We start from the raw sequence: 17936 nt of genomic DNA, 5'->3' as shown, positions 1-17936 counted from the left end.
GCGGCAGAAACCCGAGCGCTCAATACCTCTCAGCTTTTCAAAGAAACAAAAAGAGCCTATCGGCCTAACTCAAATCATCAATAATTCTTTCAAGCGTCTCTTCGTTTATACGTTGCTTCTTGGTGCGCCAATGGTTTCTAAGTTCGTCAGCCGTAATCTCGTACTCATCGCCCAACACCACTCTCAAAGCCCAGGCCAACAGGTGGTTCGGCGTATCCCAACCGTCATACAATGTATAAACATGGTGATCGCATAAATGGACCCAAGATCCTGTGTCGATAGACATAACAAACCAATCTCCAATGGGGTCGCTACCTAGAGAGTAAAAACTTGCGCCGTCTTTGAAGTCATCCAATTGTCCAGCGAAATCAAAACCCAGACCGTACTGCCTCAAAGGCCAGAGATAGGGAAAACGTCCTTCGGCGACAAGCCTGATATAAGTTTCCAACCACCCATGCCAGTTTGCATCTACGCTTCCCCTGTAATGTTGTATTGCATTACTGCTTGCTTTGGGGGAGGAAGCATATTGAATCTGTCTTATGTATTGGCTTTCCCTTAAAAAATGCTCGGGGAAATAGTCCTCGCCTATCGGTGAAGTGATGACGTCAATAATTTCAAAGTTACTCATTTGCTCTCCAATCCCGATCTACGGGCTTTTGATACAGCAGGCAATTCACCAAGCAAGCTCGGTATGCGTCTGGTTTCTTCCGTCAGGAAATCCAGTAACAGCTGGGTGCGTCTAAGCAGGATATTGCGGTCGTTCCATACCACATGCACTTCCCTGTTGGCCCCTTCCCAATCGCTCAGTATCTGTCGCAGGTCGCCGCGTTGCAGGTCCTCCCAGACCAGGGAAACGGGACATAACATCCACCCACCGCAAGTCTTCAGGATATCGATCGCCAGGGACAGGTCGTTGATGTGAGCGCGAGGACGCCAGTCGATATTCACCATCTCGCCTGTATGGCGGTGACGCAGACGGCGAATGCTCTCGGATATTGAAGCCACCCAGGGCCAGCGCCCCAGTTCTGAAGGGGTTAACTCTGCGCCTTGCGCCTCGATTTCCGCAGCGGCGTCAGGCGTCGCCACCAGTACCGTGCGGATCGACCCAAGGAGTCTTTGCCGTAATGCGGAATTGGCGAGCGGTCCGACGCGCACCGCCAGCTCCGCTTGCGAACCAGTGAAATCTTCCACCCTGTTATTTAGCTGCAAAGTCAGCTGAATATTGGGATAACGGGACATAAAGTCCCCCCACAAAGGGCGTAGCGGCCCATTGGCCAAGTTCACCGGGGCCAACACACGGACCTCGCCCTCTTCCGCCGAAATATCCTTTTTTATCAACGCCATTTGTTTATCGAGGCTGGACAGATGCAGGTACGACTCATCAAATACCTTTCGCCCCGCAGCAGTCAGTTGCAATCGTCGTGCGGACCGATGCAATAACTGACATCCCAGTTCGGCCTCCAGCTTCTGCACCCGCCGCGTTAACGTCGGCGCGGGAACTCCGGCAGCCGCAGCCGCTTTAGAAAAACTACCAAGTTCCGCCACTTTTATGAATAACGCCAAGTCATCAAGCATGATTTCAAATTTGGAATTTAAGATTTAGTTTATACGCGTATATTCTATTTATGAATGTCACTAGCATGTCGGCCTTAGTTAATAACGTCAACCCTTCACAAGGATTAAGAGGTCAAACATGCCCCACCATCTAACCGCCCACATACGCGCCACAGAAGGAAGCGACCCGGATTTAATCCGTCGGGAACTGGCGCAACTGGAGGCGGACACGCAGAAAGAATTAGGTTGTCTGACCTTCCAGATTTTCCAGGACGCCGCCGCCCCCACTCACTTTATCCTTTGGGAGTCATGGATAAGCCCAAAGGCGCTGGACCAGCACTTCACCTATGAACACACCCGGCGCTATATGGCTCTCAATCTGACGCAAGTCGAGAAAATAGTCGTGCATTCGCCAGTCAATCAAAACGCAGGTTGACCCGCAAACCTTGAGTTCCGTTCGTAATCAGTAGGAGAAATTTATGTCAGTAAAATTTCGTTTTTTCTACAGCCTGACCATGTCTTTAGCTCTCAGTTTTCTGATGAGCGCATGGGTGACTTTTCTCAACCTGGGTTTACAGGGAGATTTCACCGCGCACTGGATGCGCGCCTTTCTGTTGGCGTGGCCGACCGCTTTCACCATCGCCTTCGCACTGGGGCCGACGGTCAATAAAGTCACCGAGAAGCTGATGGCGGCGAGCGCTACATTAAGCCGCAGATAGGACTCTTAACTACTAAAGAAAGCAAACAGTGGGAGTCGATACATGGAAAACAAACAACCAATCCGGCGTCAAAATTATTCAGCGCTGGGGCAGCCCGTTGGGCCTTACTGTCACGCTACCGCATTCAACGGCCTGCTGTTCATCAGTGGGCTGACAGCATATGACGACAGTGGCGTCAGCAAACCGATGGATCAGCAGATCGACGCTATTTTCGCTCAAATCAGGCGCATCACTGAGGCAGAGGGCGTTGGTTTGGACAGGATTCTAAAGGTCACGGTCTACATCAAGTCCACCGAACATCTGGCGCTGGTGAGGGAAGGCCTCAACAGGCATTATCAGGGCGCCTACCCCGCCAGTACGCTGGTGGAAGTCAGCGGCTTTTTCTCTCCCGAGGTGGATATTGAGATCGAAGCAGTGGCGGCGCTTTAACAACGCCGCCACCTTCAAGCCATCAGCGTCGCTCAGGGTTTATCCTATTGTGCGGCTTTCCTGTCGATTGCGTCGTAACTCTCCACCAGCTTCAATTCCTCTGAGGTAAACAGGCTGTTGCGCAACTGTGTAAGTCCGGCGACGGTTTCCGCATCGGTGCGCGCAGCCGCCTGGATATCCTGCTTGCGGCGTTGATAATCATCCAGGCGGGCGCGCCACTCATCTTGCCTCTGATAATAAGCAATGATCTTTTCCGCCTTTTCATCGCTAAACTGCCCTCGCAGAGCCTGTCGCACACTGTCGGCGTCATATCCTTCCCGGTACATGCGTCGCGCCTCCCGCGTCAGACTCTCCCGCTGCGTGGCCTGACGATGGGCGTCACGCATCTGCGCCGGCAGTTTTTGTTGCAAGACCTCCACTTGGCTGACCTTCTCTCTGTCGCTCAACTGCGCATCCGCCTTCACTTGCATAACCTCCAGCGCATAACCGGAATAGGCTTCATCCAGGCCAAAAAAGGCGTCGACCACATCGGGGGCGAATATTTGCCGACGCAGTGACTTCAGCTGCTCGAAGGTATTCGCCATTACCGATGCATAGTATTCATAGTTCTGACTCTCCGCAGGCGCCAACGGAGCCGCCATCAATTCGCCTATTCGCTCCTGATAGGAAATGTAGTCGTTCAGCAAGCCCATCGCCTGTTCTGCAGCCGGACCCGGCAACCGCTCATAAATACGTCGCCGAATCTCCGCGACCACTTCTTCCGGCGTACGTTCGCCGACGGCGAGGAAGAAGTAATCAAAAAAGTCTTTCACCTGAATGTCCATGATCAAAAGACCATTCTCATCCACTCGCAGATCACCGTCGATATCCGTCCCAGCCAAGGCGCGGGCGAAGTTGGCGCCATTCCATGCCGACGTCGTCATTGGCGCATCGGATTGAGAAAACCTGGGCGGCTGCGCCTCATTAACTGCATAAGCTCCCATTGGCTGAGAGCCCCCGGGATTGGCTTCCGCCGCGACGGGAGATTCGGTGACGTCAGGTTGCAAGAGCAACAATACCGCGGCAGCGAGGGCCGCAACGCACAAGGCGAGGGAGAGATTTTTCATGGCGAGGTTCCTTTTTATTTTTATAACGTCCTGATTTTTATAACGTACTGTTGCGATTAATTCGGGGGGACAAATCGCAGCGCGCACTCACCGCATGTCATAGTGAGGGCGCACTGCTCAAACTACTGGTTAGAGTCCGATATTTTTCAGGCGGTTGGCCTGTACGCGGTACAGGGACACCGGGTTATGCCAGATGGAACCTACGCCCATCACGTGATTAATCACGTCGATATGATTGGCGTCGTAGTCACCCAGGTATTCGCCCAATTTTTGCGAACAGACGGAGACCATACCGTCGTTAGGCTGCCCGCCGAACGCCAATGAGGTGGTGAAGAGAAACGGATCAAGCAGATCCAGAATGTTGGTCATCACGCTTCTTCCCGCCCAGGAATACAGACGGATCTCATTGCCGCGATAAGTCACAACGGTATCGCGATCCTCCACACACTCCCCAGACGCGGTCCCATAGGGGTGCCGACTGTTGAGATCCGCAGTGCCGACTGAGGTCAGTGAATCCAGCGCCGCAATGGAGTCTTGCTGATGCTCGTCCCCCGCAATCCAGGCGATCAGAGCGCCGAAGGCGTTCGCAACCGCCGCGACGCCGCCTTCAATGGAACTGTCCGCAGGAATAACGCCGCGAATCATATCCGCCACCCGGGAGCCATTGTTGACGCCATCCACGGAAGTCAGCGAGGCGATATGCCCTTGCCCTTCCCCATTGGCGTGCGCGTCAAACGTGATGGCGGCGCGTGTGGTGGGCGAACCCTGACTGTGGGCGAACACGTTGTACTTCACCGCATCACCATAGACGCCGCTATTGATATCGTCCGCCAATGACAGACCGCGCTGTTCGCTATCATTGAACGGCGATACGCTGGCGATCACCACATCGGCGCCGCTACGACACAGATTCATGGGCACGGTGTGAAAGTATCCCAACAATCCGCCGACGGTATCGAAACCGGTAATGCCATGCACCATCAGAAAGGGATGTTGAGTATCGGTATAACCATCTGAAGAACCCGCCCAGGCGCTGCATCCATCAGCGTGTGAGAGGGAGGAGAGTGAAGCTGCCACGACCAAACATACAGCGTGCGTTATTTTTTCCATTACGCTACCTTCTGCTTTCGTTAATGTTTATTTTTGTACTTCTCAACAGCGTTTTCAGGTTAATAAAGCGACAAACGAAAAAGAATCACCTGTATGGGTGACTCTTCCTGACAACACACGAAAAAGAAATTCTCCCGGTCTCGGGATCAGATAAAAGCATCCCTGCTGGATGCTTTGACAGGACGAGGAAGCCGGAAAGACTATTGCGCCGCCGGCTGCGGCGGATAGCGCTCGAAGATGGCGCGCACCTCTTCTTCCAGGTTTTTGATCTTTTCTTCAGGGGTCTGGTCGTAACTCATACGCCTGGATGAAGAACCCTGCCATACGACGCGATTCGTACTGGGCTCGATCATCTCCACTGTGAGCACGCCCATTTGGTAGTCATGCTCCACCACATCACGATCATGCGAAAAGAAAGGCCGCCAGAACCCAAACCCAGGCTCCTGACGGAATTCCCGCCGGTCATCAATGCGATACAGGACACGCACCAGCACGTCCGCCGACTCAGCAGGAGACAGACCTTCGCCTTGCAGCGCCCGCTCGACAGTCTGACGCATGCGCTGTTCGCGCAAGCCCACCACGCCCTGAGCGTCGCGATTCTGCGTCGCCCAGCGGTAGGTATGAATGCTGGAGAAGTCGAACTCCTCGGCATAATCGCCACGCACTTGATAACCGGCGCAGCCGCCCAACAGCAGTAGCGCGCACAGCGTCGCCACACGACTTAGCCAATTCAGTTGTCCGCACAGGTTCATTGAGGTCTCCTCACCTACATTCCACAACCAGCGTCAGCCTGACGCCTAATCTATCACTCATGCCATCAGGCGTCTTTCGGTGGAAAATTCTGTAGCATTTCTCCCACCAGCTTGCGGATTTCCGCTTCCTTCGCCGCCGGAGTATCGTTCTCGCTCAGAGGACGAGCGGCCTCCGCGCTCCAGATAACATTGGCGTTCTGCGGATCGATCATCTCCAGCACCAATTTGCCTCGCATCACCTCTTCCGCCGGCGGCCGGGTTCCCAGACTGATGCCGACGCCGGTGCGGCCGCTCGCGATGCCATAGCCAAAACCATAACTGATTCCATCGCGGCGGATTTCCTTTTCCTCTTTGATCCGCCAGGTGCTCCAGACATCCGCTTTGGCCTTGTCGACCATTTGAAAGCCTTTGTTCTGCATGAACAGGCGTATGGCGTTTTCAACCCGAGCGTCGCTCAGCGTGGTCGCGCCGCCGTTGACACTGGGCGGCGTCAGGGCATAGGTTTTTAGAGAGGAAAAGTCTCTGCCGGGCTGATAGTCATATCGCGCCGCTTTCGTGGCGCAGCCGGACAGGTTGGTGGTTAAGGTCAACGTAACCAGAATGGCGGATATACCGCCAAGCATTCGCTTGTGAAACATAAAGCGCTCCCCATGACGCGCCCGTTAGAGGAACGCAACCAGCGCTGCCTCCAGCGGAAGTTGCAACTTACTCCTACAATATTGCCCGGCCTGGGCATTTTCCATGAACAATTGGTAATACGCTCTCACGGAGCGCCTGTTCAGAGCAATGCGCGTTCAACGATCCGTTGGGTGGATGGCGAAGTTTTCCTGTAGGTACTGCAATAGCACGCGATAACTAAAGGGTTTGGTGATGAAGTAATCGAATCCCGCTTGTTCGATGGTTTCCAGATCGTTTTTCATGGCGTGAGCGGACATGCCGATGATCAACATGGCCCGTCTATCTGCTTGATTCCGTTGTTGCGATTCAGCTTCTCTGATACGGCCGGCGGCGACGATACCGCTGACGCCTGGGAGTTTGATGTCCATGAGGATCGCCCGAGGCGACAACTCGGACGCCAGCCGCACGCCCTCTTCGCCGTTATCTGTAGCCTGACAGCGGTAGCCTGCATTTTCGAGGACATCCAGCAGCAAACGTCTGGAGGCCGGGTCATCTTCAACTATCAGCACATCTGTCGTTTGCGGCATCGCCATCTCCACAACCGTTTCCGCCCACCCAGCGCGTCCTGTTTGTCTAACCTTCGCTGAAGCGTCTTTTAACCTGTCGCCAAAAAGCGCTCTATCTTTTCCAGCAGACGGGGGAAATTCACCGGCTTGGTTTCGTAATCATCGCATCCCGCCGCCAGTGCTTTATCGCGATCTTCCGCTAGGGCGTGGGCTGTCAGCGCGATGATCGGGGCATCGCACCCTCCGCCTTCCTTTATCCTTCGAGTCGCCTCATAGCCATCGATAACAGGCAAGCTCAGATCCATGAGGATTAACGCAGGGCGACATTCCTGCGCCATGGTCACTGCCTCGCCGCCGTCGCAGGCGAGCGCGATGTCGTACCCTTTCCGACGCAGTCGACGCGTGAGCATGTCCGCATTCATATCGTTATCTTCGACAATCAGCAGCAACGTCATGACTCTCTCCTAACTTACCGGCATCCTTTCCTCCAGCACTTCCTTGATGCGGCTCAGCAGCGCACTCTTGTCATACATGCCTTTGCGCAGCACCGCCTGAGCTTGCTGTCGCAACAGGCCGCGCTCCGCCTGGGTCAAATCCCTGGCGGAAATCACGATAACAGCTGTATCCGCGGTTTTTTCATTGCGGCGGATTTGCTCAAGAAATTCGAAGCCATTCATTTCCGGCATGATCAGATCCAGCAGAATCATAGAAACGTCCGGGTTCTGATCCAGTTTTTCCAAGCCTTCCCGGCCGTCCTCCGCCATAATCAGGTTCCATCCTGTTCCATGCATATACGCGCGCACTAACTCCAGACTGTGTACGTCATCGTCCACGTACAGCACTTTCATGCCAGCATCTTTTTTCTGATAGCGCTGCAGGATGGACAACAGGCGCGCGCCGTTGATCGGTTTCACCAGAAAATCGGACGCCCCCAGGGCATATCCCTTCTGCGCGTTGGACTCAATGGTATGCATGACCACAGGAATATGCGCTGTCGCCGCATCGGACTTCAGCATCTGCAGCACCTGCCAGCCGTCCTGTCCTGGCATGAATATGTCCAGCACAATGACGTCAAACTCTTCCTGTTTCGCCAATGTCAGCCCCTCGGCGCCAGAATGCGCCGAGCTGACCAAGAAGCCATGCTTGTTCAGTTGATGTTTCAGGATGTCATGCACTGTGGGATCATCGTCGATCAGCAACAGCCTGGCTCCAGTCATCGCATTAGACGCAGGCGTCGGCGTGTCTGACGCAGCCAACGGCGGCTTGGACGCGACTGTCTCCCCGCCCACGATGCGCTCTTCCGGACCGTGGATTTCAGCAGTGGTGGGCAGACGTATGCAGAACTCCGAGCCTTCGCCTTCTTTACTGGTAACGCTGATTTCCCCACCCAGCATCGTGGCGTAGGAGCGACTGATCGCCAGTCCCAGGCCAGTGCCGCCGTAGCGTCGCGTGGTGGAAGGGTCCGCCTGACTGAAAGGACGAAACAGTTCTTTGATCGCACTGGCGCTGATGCCGATTCCCGTATCGCGCACCCTGCATAGCATCCAGTCCTCACCGTCAGCGGACTCCCGCTCGCATATCAGCTCCACGACGCCGTCCTGGGTGAACTTGACCGCATTGCTCAACAGGTTGAACAGGATCTGCCGGACTTTGACCAGATCGCTATGCACCACGCCGACTTCGCCAGCGCCGCGCACAACCAGCTTATTGCGTCGTTCATCCGCCAATAGCCGCAATGCGCCGGCCACTTCATCCACCAAATCCTCCATGCTGAACGCCTCGATGCTAATCTGCATCTTGCCGGCTTCAATCTTGGAGATATCCAGGATGTCGTTGATCAGACTGAGCAGGTGTTTACCGGCTGAGCGCACCTTGCCGATATCATCGAGAATCTCCTCTCTCTCATAATCGTCCTCCGCCACGACTTCCTGCAGCATTTCGCTGTAACCGATGATGGCGTTGAGCGGCGTGCGCAGTTCATGGCTCATATTGGCGAGAAAGCGGCTTTTCGCCTTGTTGGCTTCCTCAGCCCGGTTGCGCGTGGCGATCAGGTCTTTCTCCACCACTTTGCGCTCCTGAATCTCCCACTCCAGCTCCCGGTTCAGCGAGACGATGGTTTCCTGCCGCGCTAACTCGGACAACATGACATTGAGACTGTCCACCAAATGCCCGATTTCGTCTTCATTGCGCTTGCTGGCGCGGGCGTTGAAGTCCTTGTGCTTGGAAACCTGCATCGCCCACTCCGATAGCGACGCCAACGGCTGCGTTATATGGGACTTTAGCCAATAGGACACCAGCAACGTCAGAGCCAGCATGCCGCCGATCAGCACCAGGAATAGACTCAACAGCTTCTGTTTGAATCTATCCCACTCCTGCAGATTCGATTTCAGCACCAGATATCCGACGGTTTCCTCATTCACCTTCACCGGCGTCGAGGTGACGTAAAACTCCTGTCGCAGCCAAACGCCATCCTTACCCGCCATCGCCGCCAGACCAACCGCAGCGCCATGTTGCGGATATTCTGCAAAGGCCTTGGCCTCCCCATTCTGATACAACGCAGCCGCCTCCACGGAGGCATTTTCTTTCAGCGCCGACAACACCTTGCCGGCGGAGGTCGCATCATTGAAGGTCAGCGCCGCGCCGCTGTTCTCCGCCAGCACCTTGCTGAGCATTTGCAGATCCTGGCGCATCTTCTGATGAAAATAGAGGTTCGCCATCACCGTCAGAGTGATAGCGCAGATCAATAACAGCAAAAGCGCGAAACCGAGAACGCCTATCTGCATCTTGGCGCGAATGCTAACCCGCCGCCACCAGCTCAACTCCATCGTTTGCGCATTTTGCATGTTATTCCACTCCCAATTGCACCAACTGCGCCGCCACCTTGAATTTGGTTTCAGTGACTAACGACGCGTTGACTCTGAAGCGAATGCTGTCATCTATCTGATACAGCTCAATCAATCCGCCATAGCCGATAAACGGGGAATATTCGCTAATGGTCAGTACTTCACGTACATCCACCAGCTTCAGGATTCGTTCCGTTTCCCTCTCTTCCGAGGAAGAGAGGAACAACACGTTACAGCCATATATCGGCAGGTCGGGTCGATATCGTCCCAGGCTACTGACAACGACTGTCCCTTGCGGTGCTTTGGCCCCGTTTATTTCATCCAGAGCGTCGCCAAAGCGGTTTACGCCAACGATGCAGACTTTGATCTGACCATCGTGAGCCAGGGATTCCTGGGGAAAGCTCACAAACTGCATAAAGTTATAGAGATAAGAGGCTTTGATCTGATACTCGACATCCACCGCCCAAACTATGGCGGAAAACGCCAAGGTTATCGCCGTCGCCAAGCCGCTCGCCCATTTCCAGCTCATCTGTCGAGACGGCATCCGCTAAAACTCCCAGCCCAGATAAAACGCGGCGTCGGACTCGACTTCGCCATTCAGACCCACTGACTCCGGATGCGGGTCTCCCAAATGGCGCAGAACCCATTGCGCGCGCAGATCTTCCGTCGGCCTCCACACCACACTGAAGTCAGCCACAAGAAAGCTGGGGATATTGGAATACTGAATGCGATCCACATAGCGCAGGTAGGCGTTCAAACTCCAAGAGGGTGAAATGTCCCAGTAAGAAATCAGTTGAGCCATGTCTCTGGGGGACGCATCTTCGAGACTCTCCGCACTGACCAGTGAAACGCTGGATGGATCTGGCTCCATATCCATTTCCATATGACTGGCGTTGAGACGCAACCGCCAGATGGGATTTGGCTTGTAATCCAATGAGACTTCAACGCCTCGGACATCGCCGGTCATTTCATTGTGGATGCCACTAGGCCCTACCGTTCTTAGATCATCGTACTCGCCGTGATAGGCGGACAGGTCCAACGTCCACTGCTTCCAGGATTTCCGGCCCCCGACCTCGTAAAATTTAGCGCGCTCCGGCAGCAGGCTCTGAGCCCCCACCAATCCCGGCGCATACAGGTCGTGCTCCAGTCTCGTCGGCACGCGCACCGCCCTGGACCAGGACGCCCAGACAATTGCGTCAGGGAAGTCATAAGCCAGTCGTACACTGGGCTGCCACTCCTCGCCGGAGTAGTCATTCACTTCATATTTGGTTCCAGCGATGACACGAAAATTCTCGCCAAAGGGTTTGATTTCATCCTGAATAAACAGATTCTTGACCTCATCACTCCGTCTCTCCGGTCTTAAGCCGGATGTCTCCGAAGGCGACAGAACTTCATCATGAACCACCCGATAACCCAGTCCCGCTACGACATCGTGAAGCCCAAACTGATTGCGCAGCTGGTATTCCAGATTCCAGATATCGCGCTTATCGTCGAGGCCAGTGGTTTCCAGCACGGTGTTATCGAAATAAAACAGCAGTTGTTGGCTGCGCTGCTCAGAAAAGGTATGACTCCAATTGAACATCAGGTTGCCGCCGTGGAAATCCTCCGTCGCGCCGGCTTCGCCCCGATAGTAGTCTCCCTGAATCGTGTATTCATCCTGACGGCCGCGCCCCAGATCCACCCTGAAACCTGTTTGCAGATGTTCACTGTCGTCTTCCGTCCCCAGGCCGCCGCTATTGTCGCGATACACCCCTTTGCCATAGATCCGTGCAAAACCTTCTTCACCGACCTTCCAGCCGTAACGCTGTTGATACAAGCCACGTTCCTCCAATCCCGCGCCGACCGTCACCGCCCCGCCCTGAGTCTCCGCGGCGTTACGCGTGATAATATTGATGACGCCGTTGACCGCATTGGCGCCCCATAAGGTGCCGCCGGGTCCGCGCACCACTTCAATGCGGTCCACGTCTTCCAGCATGACGTCCTTTTCCTCCCACAACACGCCGGAATACAGCATGCTATAAATGCTGCGCCCGTCGATCAGCACCAGCATCTTATTCGCGTTGGTGGTGGCGGAACTGAATCCGCGGGCGCTCACGCTCCACTTGCCTCCTTCAAAACGATTCACTTCAAGCCCGGGAACATAGCGCAACGCTTCCGCAATATGGGTGACGCCCATGCGTCGGATATCGTCCCGGGTAATGACGTAAACCGCCGCCGGGGCTCTGGCGAGTAATTCCTGCTTGCGAGACAACGTGGAGATTTTCAGCCCCATAAGCTGCTCCAGACTGGCGCCCTTTATGTCGAGCACCAGATCCTCTCTTGACGCAGATACGGTGGAGGAAAATAGCGCCATCAGCCAACATCCAGCTATTTTCGCGAGGTCGGACGGTCGTTGTTTCATATCCTCGAAACTCCCTTGAACCGTTAATCTCAGTATAGAAACAAGCTGGGATTTAACAAAAAAACACACAGCGGCCGTAATGGCTTGGCCAATCGAATCAGCCCCCTCTCCATCGCATTAGAAGCAACTCGCCTATTACAAAAAGTCCTGATTTGAGACGTTAAATTTGCAGCAATTCTTGACTAGACTTTAAAGATCAGGCGATGGAAAAGAACCTTATGCTCCAGCTCGAGGGAAGCAGGCTGTTAATAGTCGATGACGAACAGCGCAACACTAGACTGCTGGCGGATGTCTTTCGCGCTGAAGGTTGTGACGTCCATGAACTGAACAACAGTTGCGACGCCCTGAAAACCGTCGCCAGTTATGAGCCGGACCTGATCATTCTGGACGTAATGATGCCGGGTAAAAATGGGTTTGAGCTGACGCGGGAGATCAAATCTCATGAAGCCTGGAAACATATCCCTATTATTCTGCTGACCGCACTGGCGGACAGAGACTCCTGCGTATCGGGACTGGAGGCCGGCGCGGAAGATTATGTCAGCAAGCCGTTTAATCGCCGGGAACTCCGCGCCCGGGTCAACAACCTGCTGAAACTGAAAAAGCTGCATGACTTTCAGAATCAGAATATTCGTCTGCTTGAGCAATACGACCCGGTCACCGGCCTGCCGCGCAAAGAAATCCTGCTGGAAATCGCCAACACGCTGTTCAAGAAGAAAAAAGACAGCTCTTTTTGTGTTGCCGTATGTGAGATTGACTTAGACCAGACCCTGATCGGACTGCTCAGCAGTCTGGATCGTGATGTGTCCGAGAAGCAGATCAGCCGCACAGTCGTCGAACGCATGTCCGCCATTTTCCCGCCAGGCATACTGATGGGCTGTCTCGGACCAGGCAAGTTCGGCGTCGTGCTGGAAGCCTCTGAGAACGACGCCGCCTCCCAGCTGCGTTTGTTGCAGCACCGGTTGCAACAGCCGTTCATGATCCAGTCGCAAGAGTTTTTGCTGAAATTCTCTATCGGCTACATGCCGCCCAGCATGCATTCGCGAGAATGGCGCGTTCTTTTCAATAAAGCGGAAATGGCGTTACTGGAGGCCAAGAAAGAAGGCGGCAACCTGCTGAAGAAGTTCGTTCCAGAAATGGATGCGGAGAACTACGAGCGTTGGTGGCTGTCCCAGGCGCTGTTTCAGGCCATGCGCGAACAACAGTTTGAAGTATATTTCCAGCCTCTGGTGGACATACATAAAGAGACATTGGTTGGCTTTGAAGCTCTGCTACGCTGGCAACACCCGGACAAAGGCTTTATCAGCCCCGCACGTTTTATCCCTCTGGCGGAGGAGAATGGGCACATTTATGACCTGAGTCTGTGGATGATCGAGCAGGTCTGCCAGCAGATCGTCGCCTGGCGCAGTGTCGGACCGAGGGTGCGCATGGCGATAAATATTTCACCTGTACAACTGTATCGAGACGACTTCACCGAAGACTTTGTCGACGTTTTCAGCCGCTATCATCTGTCTCCGAACGACTTTGAACTGGAGCTGACCGAGAGCAGCCTGATGGACCCCAAAGGCGGCGGACAACTGCAAGCGCTGTGGCGACAGGGGTTCGATATCGCCATCGACGATTTCGGCACGGGATACAGCAATCTGGAATACCTGAAAAAGTACCCATTCAACCGTCTCAAAATCGACCGCTCCTTTATCAGCAATATCTGTGAATCCAGCGACGATATCGCCATCGTCAAAGCCATCCTGGCGATCGCCGAACACATGGGGTTCAAGGTCATCGCGGAAGGCATCGAAACCGTTCAGCAACTGGAAAAATTACGCGAACTGGGGTGCCACGAAGCCCAGGGTTTTTACTTCAGCAAACCGGTCCCCGCCACCATTGCGACGGACATGCTGCGCTATGGCTTGAAGCCCTCACAGCCCTGATTCGCCAACTCCTCCTTATTTATCTCCTTCCCGCTCCATAAGACAAGTCAACGCCCGCTTTAGATTTTCTCTGGCGTTGGACTCCCGCTCATTACGGAACCTATCCGTCTGATAAATAAAGCCGTCATTCAGAAAGCCTTGCAGCACTCGACAGCGCCCAGCGCAGTATTGCGGCCAGGGGATGTCTTGGTATTCCTGCCTGATCCAGCCTTCATATTGGTCATACAAAGCGGGAGCGGTGCCCAATATCGCCAGATCAATATCCACCAGCAACGCGGCGTCATGAGAGTCCGGTTGCGACGGATGGCGGGTGTGAAGAATCAAGTCCCGCACCTGCGCCGCCATCTCGGGCCTTTCACCCAGTTGACCCAGTTCAGCCACCGCGCGTCGCGCGCTGTCCGCTTCGTTATCCGCATGTCCTATCTGATAGACAATATCGTGATACCAAAGCGCCAACTCCACCCCACGCGGGTCCGCCAAATCGCCAACAACCTGATCGAGATGGTTCAGGCAAGCCTGAATATGCGCCAAGGTATGGTAATGACGATGGGGTTCCGAGTAGGCGTTGCGCAATCCGGCAAAGCAGCTGTTGACAGTTTCTGGGGCCGCATGGGGAAATAATTGTCGCCAACGGATAAACAAGTCGTTTTCCGGCATCAGTGCGTCCTTGTTAAAACAGAGGCTCGACATCAGGTGACGACGTCGTGTCATGGCATCATACCTTCAGACTCACACTAACTAAAAACCTGATCGCAGCGTCAATAACAGCAATCGCCGCCCGAATTGTTCAAACATTGAACTTTTTACCTAAACCATTGTTGTAACCCCACAGTTTCATTGCCTGACGACGGCTTTCGGAGTATGTTTCCCGGTTACACGTGGAGTACTTTTGTTGTCATTCGGTCCCTCTCAATGGACAGGGTCGGATTAAGAAACGGACGGCGTAGACATGGCAACCTCAATATCAGACAGTCGGCTTCCCATCGAAGCCCAATTAGCCTTTATTCAAGATAATCCTCTGATGGATCTGCTGGACAGTTTTTGCGAAGGCAGCATCATCGTCGATCAAAAAGCCCGAATTCGCTGGCTCAGCGACAAATATCGCCTACTGCTGGAACTGCCGGAAGACGCCGCGAAATACGTCGGCCGCCCGGTGGAAGAAGCCATTCCCAACAGCATGATGCGTCAGGTAGTGGAAAGCGGCCGCCCTATTCTTCTCGATCTCATGCGCATTCGCGGCACCTGGATGGTGGTGACCCGTATGCCGATCCGGGACGACCAGGATCAAGTCATTGGTGGCATTGGTTTCGTGTTTTACAAGCAGCTGGACTACATGAAACCCCTGGTGGAAAAGTTTGGTCGCCTGCGCGGCGTGCCCACCACGGCGGAAAAGCAGTTGGCGGACATGCGACAGGCGAAATACTCCTTCGCGGATTTTATCGGACAAAGCCCGGTCATTCGTGAACTCATCCGGCGCGCGCGACAAGCGGCGGAGTTGGACACTACCGTGTTGCTGCTGGGCGAAACCGGCACGGGCAAAGAAGTGCTGGCCCACGCCATCCATCACGCATCGGTGCGCGCGGAGCGACCGTTCGTCGGCGTCAACATGGCGGCGATACCGGAAAGCCTGCTGGAAGCGGAATTCTTTGGCGCAGCGCCTGGCGCTTATACCGGAGCGGACCGCAAAGGGCGCATCGGAAAAATCCAGCTTGCCGACGGCGGCACGCTGTTCTTGGACGAAGTGGGCGATTTGTCTTTGAGCCTGCAGACCAAGTTATTGCGGGTGCTGCAGGAACAGGAATTCGAAGCCCTGGGCTCCAATCGCATCATTCGCGTCAACGTACGCATCATCGCCGCCACCAGCCGCAATCTGAAGCAAATGGTGGAGACCGGTGAATTCCGTTCCGACTTGTACTATCGCTTAAACGTTTTGCCTATCGAGGTGCCGCCACTGAGGGATAGAGAAGGCGACATTGAGCTATTAGTTGGCAACATGCTGCGACAATTCTGCGACGCCTCCGCATTACCTTTGCGCAAACCCAACGCCGAGGCGATGCGGTTATTGCACACCTATCACTGGCCCGGCAACGTGCGGGAGCTTCACAACACATTGGAGCGCGCCTTTATTTTCGCAGAGGGAACTGAGTTGACCGTCGCGGACTTCGCCCACCTGCAGGGCGCCGGAGATAAGGAAAAACGCCGCGAAGCCGTCAAGCCACTATCAGAGGCCATGGCGGAGGCGGAGCGTAATTTTCTCAAGCAGGCGATGTCCGCCTGTAATGGTAACCGCTCCGCCAGTGCGAAGGCGTTGGGGATATCCCGCGCCACCTTCTACGAAAAACTGCAAAAGCATGAGTTGATATAAGGCGTCGCCAGACGCCTTTTCCGAGTTTTTTAGCCAGATATATGCAGAAAAACGGTACAAAAAACATATTTAATCTGCCTGCGCAGATAAACTTGTACTAATAATTTTATAACTAACCTCCCCACCATTTTTGTCCGACTCTTCATACATTGTCTGAAAATGCGGACAACTCCATAGCCTCACCAATGTCAGCGATTACAAGCTCCCAGGGGCGCCAGGCAGACCGTCTGTCCGGGCTTCCGTACACCTGCTGGACAACAGGTCATATTTGATACGTATCTATATGAAAATTAAGGAGTTTAAAAGCTGGCCTAATATATGTATTCTGCCTTCCGGTAGTAGTCGGCAATAAAAAGAAATTTAGGGAAATACTATGCATTTACATGGAACCTCATCCTTATCTTCGCGCGCGCTCGCCAAAGTCCTGATTGTCGCCACACTGACTTGCGCAAGCGTGGCGCAGGCGACCGACAAAGTACGCTGGAAAATGCAGGCGGCGTACGGCAGTAACCTTCCCGCTCTGGGCGACACGATTCCAGGCGTCATGGAGTCGCTTAATAAAGCCTCCGGCGGCCGCATCATGATCAAGCACTACGAGCCTAATAAACTGGCGCCCACGCTGGACATCACCGAAGCTGTCAAAAGCGGGAAAATCGAAGCCGGCTACACTTGGCTGGGTTACGACCAGGGCCGTATCGCCTCCTCCGTATTATTCTCTTCCGTACCCTTCGGCATGGAGCCTTGGGAATATATCGCCTGGTGGTATGAAGGCGAAGGCCGCCAGATGGCGGAAGACGTCTATCATCGCGACAACATTCATCCTGTTCTGTGCGGCCTGACCGGGCCGGAAACCGCAGGCTGGTTCAAAAAAGAAATCAATGGCCTTGAAGACCTCAAAGGTCTGAAAGTCCGCTTCGCCGGCATCGGCGGCCAAATCATGCAGGATCTCGGCGCGTCCGTGACAGTATTGCCCGGTGGCGAAATCTTCCAGGCGTTGGAAAAAGGCGCTATTGATGCGACGGAATTCTCCCTTCCCGCCGTCGACCAGAAACTCGGCTTCAACAAAGTCGCCAAATACAACTACTTCCCTGGCTGGCATCAGCCGCACTCCGCATTCCACTTGGTCGTCAACAAGCAGGAGTGGGAGGCTATCTCCGATAGCGATAAGGAAATGATCAATATGGCGTGTCAGGCTGGCGTCACGCGCGATCTGGCGCGTAGCGAAGCCATTCAGGGTCGCGCCATGGAGCAATTGGAGGCTGACGGCGCCGCCGCGCGCAGACTGCCGGAGAACATCCTGCGCAGTCTGCAGGAAGTGACCAAAAAAGTACTCGATGCGGAAGCCGCCAAAGATGCGGACTTCAAAAAGGTTTACGAAAATCAGCTGGCCTTCGAAGCGCAGTACAAGCGGTGGAAGCAGCTGGGATATTTACCGCGCGATTTCTAGGCGGTTAGCCGGAAAGTTGCGCAGCCTTGTCTGATTTCCTTGAGGTAAGCAGTACCCATAGCGTTCTAGGGTGTCGCTACGACACTTTGTGGGGGCCC

The 17936-nt window shown here is 54.4% G+C and carries 18 protein-coding genes; 6 read left to right on the top strand and 12 right to left on the bottom strand.

The features are described from left to right. Positions 1–64 precede the first annotated feature (64 nt). Positions 65–628, bottom strand: a complete 564-nt coding sequence (locus tag KP814_RS25860; RefSeq protein ID WP_216739498.1) for a hypothetical protein — start codon at positions 626–628, stop codon at positions 65–67. Further along, positions 625–1575 carry a LysR family transcriptional regulator gene (locus tag KP814_RS25855; RefSeq protein WP_216739497.1) on the bottom strand — a complete coding sequence of 317 codons (951 nt, stop codon included), beginning with the start codon at positions 1573–1575 and terminating at the stop codon, positions 625–627. The genes KP814_RS25860 and KP814_RS25855 overlap by 4 nt, the downstream gene beginning before the upstream one ends. 118 nt (positions 1576–1693) lie before the next feature. Between KP814_RS25855 and KP814_RS25850 the strand changes: the two genes are divergently transcribed. Genes KP814_RS25850 through KP814_RS25840 form a run of 3 tightly spaced genes read left to right on the top strand, consistent with a single transcriptional unit; the run spans position 1694 to position 2702 of the window. Beyond that, entirely contained in the window at positions 1694–1990 is a 297-nt protein-coding gene (locus tag KP814_RS25850; protein ID WP_216739496.1) for a putative quinol monooxygenase, read from the top strand. Between the two features lie 43 nt (positions 1991–2033). Next, positions 2034–2273 (top strand): DUF2798 domain-containing protein, encoded by a 240-nt coding sequence (locus tag KP814_RS25845; RefSeq protein ID WP_216739495.1) that lies wholly within the window; start codon positions 2034–2036, stop codon positions 2271–2273. A 42-nt stretch (positions 2274–2315) separates the two neighbouring features. Next, positions 2316–2702: a RidA family protein gene (locus KP814_RS25840; RefSeq protein WP_216739494.1), complete on the top strand. Its 387-nt coding sequence runs from the start codon at positions 2316–2318 to the stop codon at positions 2700–2702. A gap of 44 nt (positions 2703–2746) precedes the next feature. On the opposite strand, the gene KP814_RS25835 is transcribed toward KP814_RS25840, so the two are convergent. The 9 genes from KP814_RS25835 to KP814_RS25795 all read right to left on the bottom strand — a co-directional run bounded on the left by KP814_RS25835 (position 2747) and on the right by KP814_RS25795 (position 12098). Further along, positions 2747–3808, bottom strand: a complete 1062-nt coding sequence (locus tag KP814_RS25835; protein ID WP_216739493.1) for a lipase secretion chaperone — start codon at positions 3806–3808, stop codon at positions 2747–2749. Positions 3809–3937: 129 nt separating this feature from the next. Further along, positions 3938–4918 (bottom strand): triacylglycerol lipase, encoded by a 981-nt coding sequence (locus KP814_RS25830; protein ID WP_216739492.1) that lies wholly within the window; start codon positions 4916–4918, stop codon positions 3938–3940. A 200-nt stretch (positions 4919–5118) separates the two neighbouring features. Continuing rightward, positions 5119–5670 carry a DUF4136 domain-containing protein gene (locus KP814_RS25825; RefSeq protein ID WP_216739491.1) on the bottom strand — a complete coding sequence of 184 codons (552 nt, stop codon included), beginning with the start codon at positions 5668–5670 and terminating at the stop codon, positions 5119–5121. 65 nt (positions 5671–5735) lie between these two features. Continuing rightward, complete coding sequence (locus KP814_RS25820; RefSeq protein ID WP_216739490.1) at positions 5736–6308, bottom strand: DUF4136 domain-containing protein; 573 nt, start codon at positions 6306–6308, stop codon at positions 5736–5738. Positions 6309–6464: 156 nt separating this feature from the next. Next, a complete protein-coding gene (locus tag KP814_RS25815; protein WP_216739489.1) occupies positions 6465–6875 on the bottom strand; it encodes a response regulator in 411 nt (136 codons plus the stop codon). 68 nt (positions 6876–6943) lie between these two features. Next, on the bottom strand, positions 6944–7309 hold the full coding sequence (locus KP814_RS25810) for a response regulator (RefSeq protein ID WP_216739488.1): 366 nt from the start codon (positions 7307–7309) through the stop codon (positions 6944–6946). 9 nt (positions 7310–7318) lie between these two features. Next, positions 7319–9697 (bottom strand): response regulator, encoded by a 2379-nt coding sequence (locus KP814_RS25805; protein WP_216739487.1) that lies wholly within the window; start codon positions 9695–9697, stop codon positions 7319–7321. A gap of 1 nt (position 9698) precedes the next feature. Further along, positions 9699–10241 carry a YfiR family protein gene (locus tag KP814_RS25800; RefSeq protein ID WP_216739486.1) on the bottom strand — a complete coding sequence of 181 codons (543 nt, stop codon included), beginning with the start codon at positions 10239–10241 and terminating at the stop codon, positions 9699–9701. 3 nt (positions 10242–10244) lie between these two features. Then, positions 10245–12098, bottom strand: a complete 1854-nt coding sequence (locus KP814_RS25795) for a TonB-dependent siderophore receptor (RefSeq protein WP_216739485.1) — start codon at positions 12096–12098, stop codon at positions 10245–10247. 218 nt (positions 12099–12316) lie between these two features. Between KP814_RS25795 and KP814_RS25790 the strand changes: the two genes are divergently transcribed. Continuing rightward, positions 12317–14026, top strand: a complete 1710-nt coding sequence (locus KP814_RS25790) for a bifunctional diguanylate cyclase/phosphodiesterase (protein ID WP_216739484.1) — start codon at positions 12317–12319, stop codon at positions 14024–14026. A 15-nt stretch (positions 14027–14041) separates the two neighbouring features. Here KP814_RS25790 and KP814_RS25785 read toward each other — a convergent pair whose 3' ends face one another. Continuing rightward, on the bottom strand, positions 14042–14737 hold the full coding sequence (locus tag KP814_RS25785; protein ID WP_216739483.1) for an N-methyl-D-aspartate receptor NMDAR2C subunit: 696 nt from the start codon (positions 14735–14737) through the stop codon (positions 14042–14044). A 238-nt stretch (positions 14738–14975) separates the two neighbouring features. On the opposite strand from KP814_RS25785, the gene KP814_RS25780 reads away from it, so the two are divergent. Together KP814_RS25780 and KP814_RS25775 are read left to right on the top strand one after the other, a co-directional pair. Then, on the top strand, positions 14976–16391 hold the full coding sequence (locus tag KP814_RS25780; RefSeq protein ID WP_127971808.1) for a sigma-54-dependent Fis family transcriptional regulator: 1416 nt from the start codon (positions 14976–14978) through the stop codon (positions 16389–16391). Positions 16392–16764: 373 nt separating this feature from the next. Then, positions 16765–17838: a TRAP transporter substrate-binding protein gene (locus tag KP814_RS25775; RefSeq protein ID WP_216739482.1), complete on the top strand. Its 1074-nt coding sequence runs from the start codon at positions 16765–16767 to the stop codon at positions 17836–17838. The last annotated feature ends 98 nt before the right edge of the window (positions 17839–17936 follow it).

It is taken from the genome of Hahella sp. HN01 (assembly GCF_018986435.1).
In the GTDB taxonomy this organism is placed as follows: domain Bacteria; phylum Pseudomonadota; class Gammaproteobacteria; order Pseudomonadales; family Oleiphilaceae; genus Hahella.
The sequence above is the reverse complement of the archived record's forward strand: the minus strand, read 5'-3'. Positions and strand labels throughout refer to the sequence as shown.

Bases quoted from the DNA above. Each gene is read 5' to 3' on its own strand.
- KP814_RS25860 (WP_216739498.1), bottom strand. From the start codon at position 628: ATGAGTAACTTTGAAATTATTGACGTCATCACTTCACCGATAGGCGAG.
- KP814_RS25855 (WP_216739497.1), bottom strand. From the start codon at position 1,575: ATGCTTGATGACTTGGCGTTATTCATAAAAGTGGCGGAACTTGGTAGT.
- KP814_RS25850 (WP_216739496.1), top strand. From the start codon at position 1,694: ATGCCCCACCATCTAACCGCCCACATACGCGCCACAGAAGGAAGCGAC.
- KP814_RS25845 (WP_216739495.1), top strand. From the start codon at position 2,034: ATGTCAGTAAAATTTCGTTTTTTCTACAGCCTGACCATGTCTTTAGCT.
- KP814_RS25840 (WP_216739494.1), top strand. From the start codon at position 2,316: ATGGAAAACAAACAACCAATCCGGCGTCAAAATTATTCAGCGCTGGGG.
- KP814_RS25835 (WP_216739493.1), bottom strand. From the start codon at position 3,808: ATGAAAAATCTCTCCCTCGCCTTGTGCGTTGCGGCCCTCGCTGCCGCG.
- KP814_RS25830 (WP_216739492.1), bottom strand. From the start codon at position 4,918: ATGGAAAAAATAACGCACGCTGTATGTTTGGTCGTGGCAGCTTCACTC.
- KP814_RS25825 (WP_216739491.1), bottom strand. From the start codon at position 5,670: ATGAACCTGTGCGGACAACTGAATTGGCTAAGTCGTGTGGCGACGCTG.
- KP814_RS25820 (WP_216739490.1), bottom strand. From the start codon at position 6,308: ATGTTTCACAAGCGAATGCTTGGCGGTATATCCGCCATTCTGGTTACG.
- KP814_RS25815 (WP_216739489.1), bottom strand. From the start codon at position 6,875: ATGCCGCAAACGACAGATGTGCTGATAGTTGAAGATGACCCGGCCTCC.
- KP814_RS25810 (WP_216739488.1), bottom strand. From the start codon at position 7,309: ATGACGTTGCTGCTGATTGTCGAAGATAACGATATGAATGCGGACATG.
- KP814_RS25805 (WP_216739487.1), bottom strand. From the start codon at position 9,697: ATGCAAAATGCGCAAACGATGGAGTTGAGCTGGTGGCGGCGGGTTAGC.
- KP814_RS25800 (WP_216739486.1), bottom strand. From the start codon at position 10,241: ATGCCGTCTCGACAGATGAGCTGGAAATGGGCGAGCGGCTTGGCGACG.
- KP814_RS25795 (WP_216739485.1), bottom strand. From the start codon at position 12,098: ATGAAACAACGACCGTCCGACCTCGCGAAAATAGCTGGATGTTGGCTG.
- KP814_RS25790 (WP_216739484.1), top strand. From the start codon at position 12,317: ATGCTCCAGCTCGAGGGAAGCAGGCTGTTAATAGTCGATGACGAACAG.
- KP814_RS25785 (WP_216739483.1), bottom strand. From the start codon at position 14,737: ATGACACGACGTCGTCACCTGATGTCGAGCCTCTGTTTTAACAAGGAC.
- KP814_RS25780 (WP_127971808.1), top strand. From the start codon at position 14,976: ATGGCAACCTCAATATCAGACAGTCGGCTTCCCATCGAAGCCCAATTA.
- KP814_RS25775 (WP_216739482.1), top strand. From the start codon at position 16,765: ATGCATTTACATGGAACCTCATCCTTATCTTCGCGCGCGCTCGCCAAA.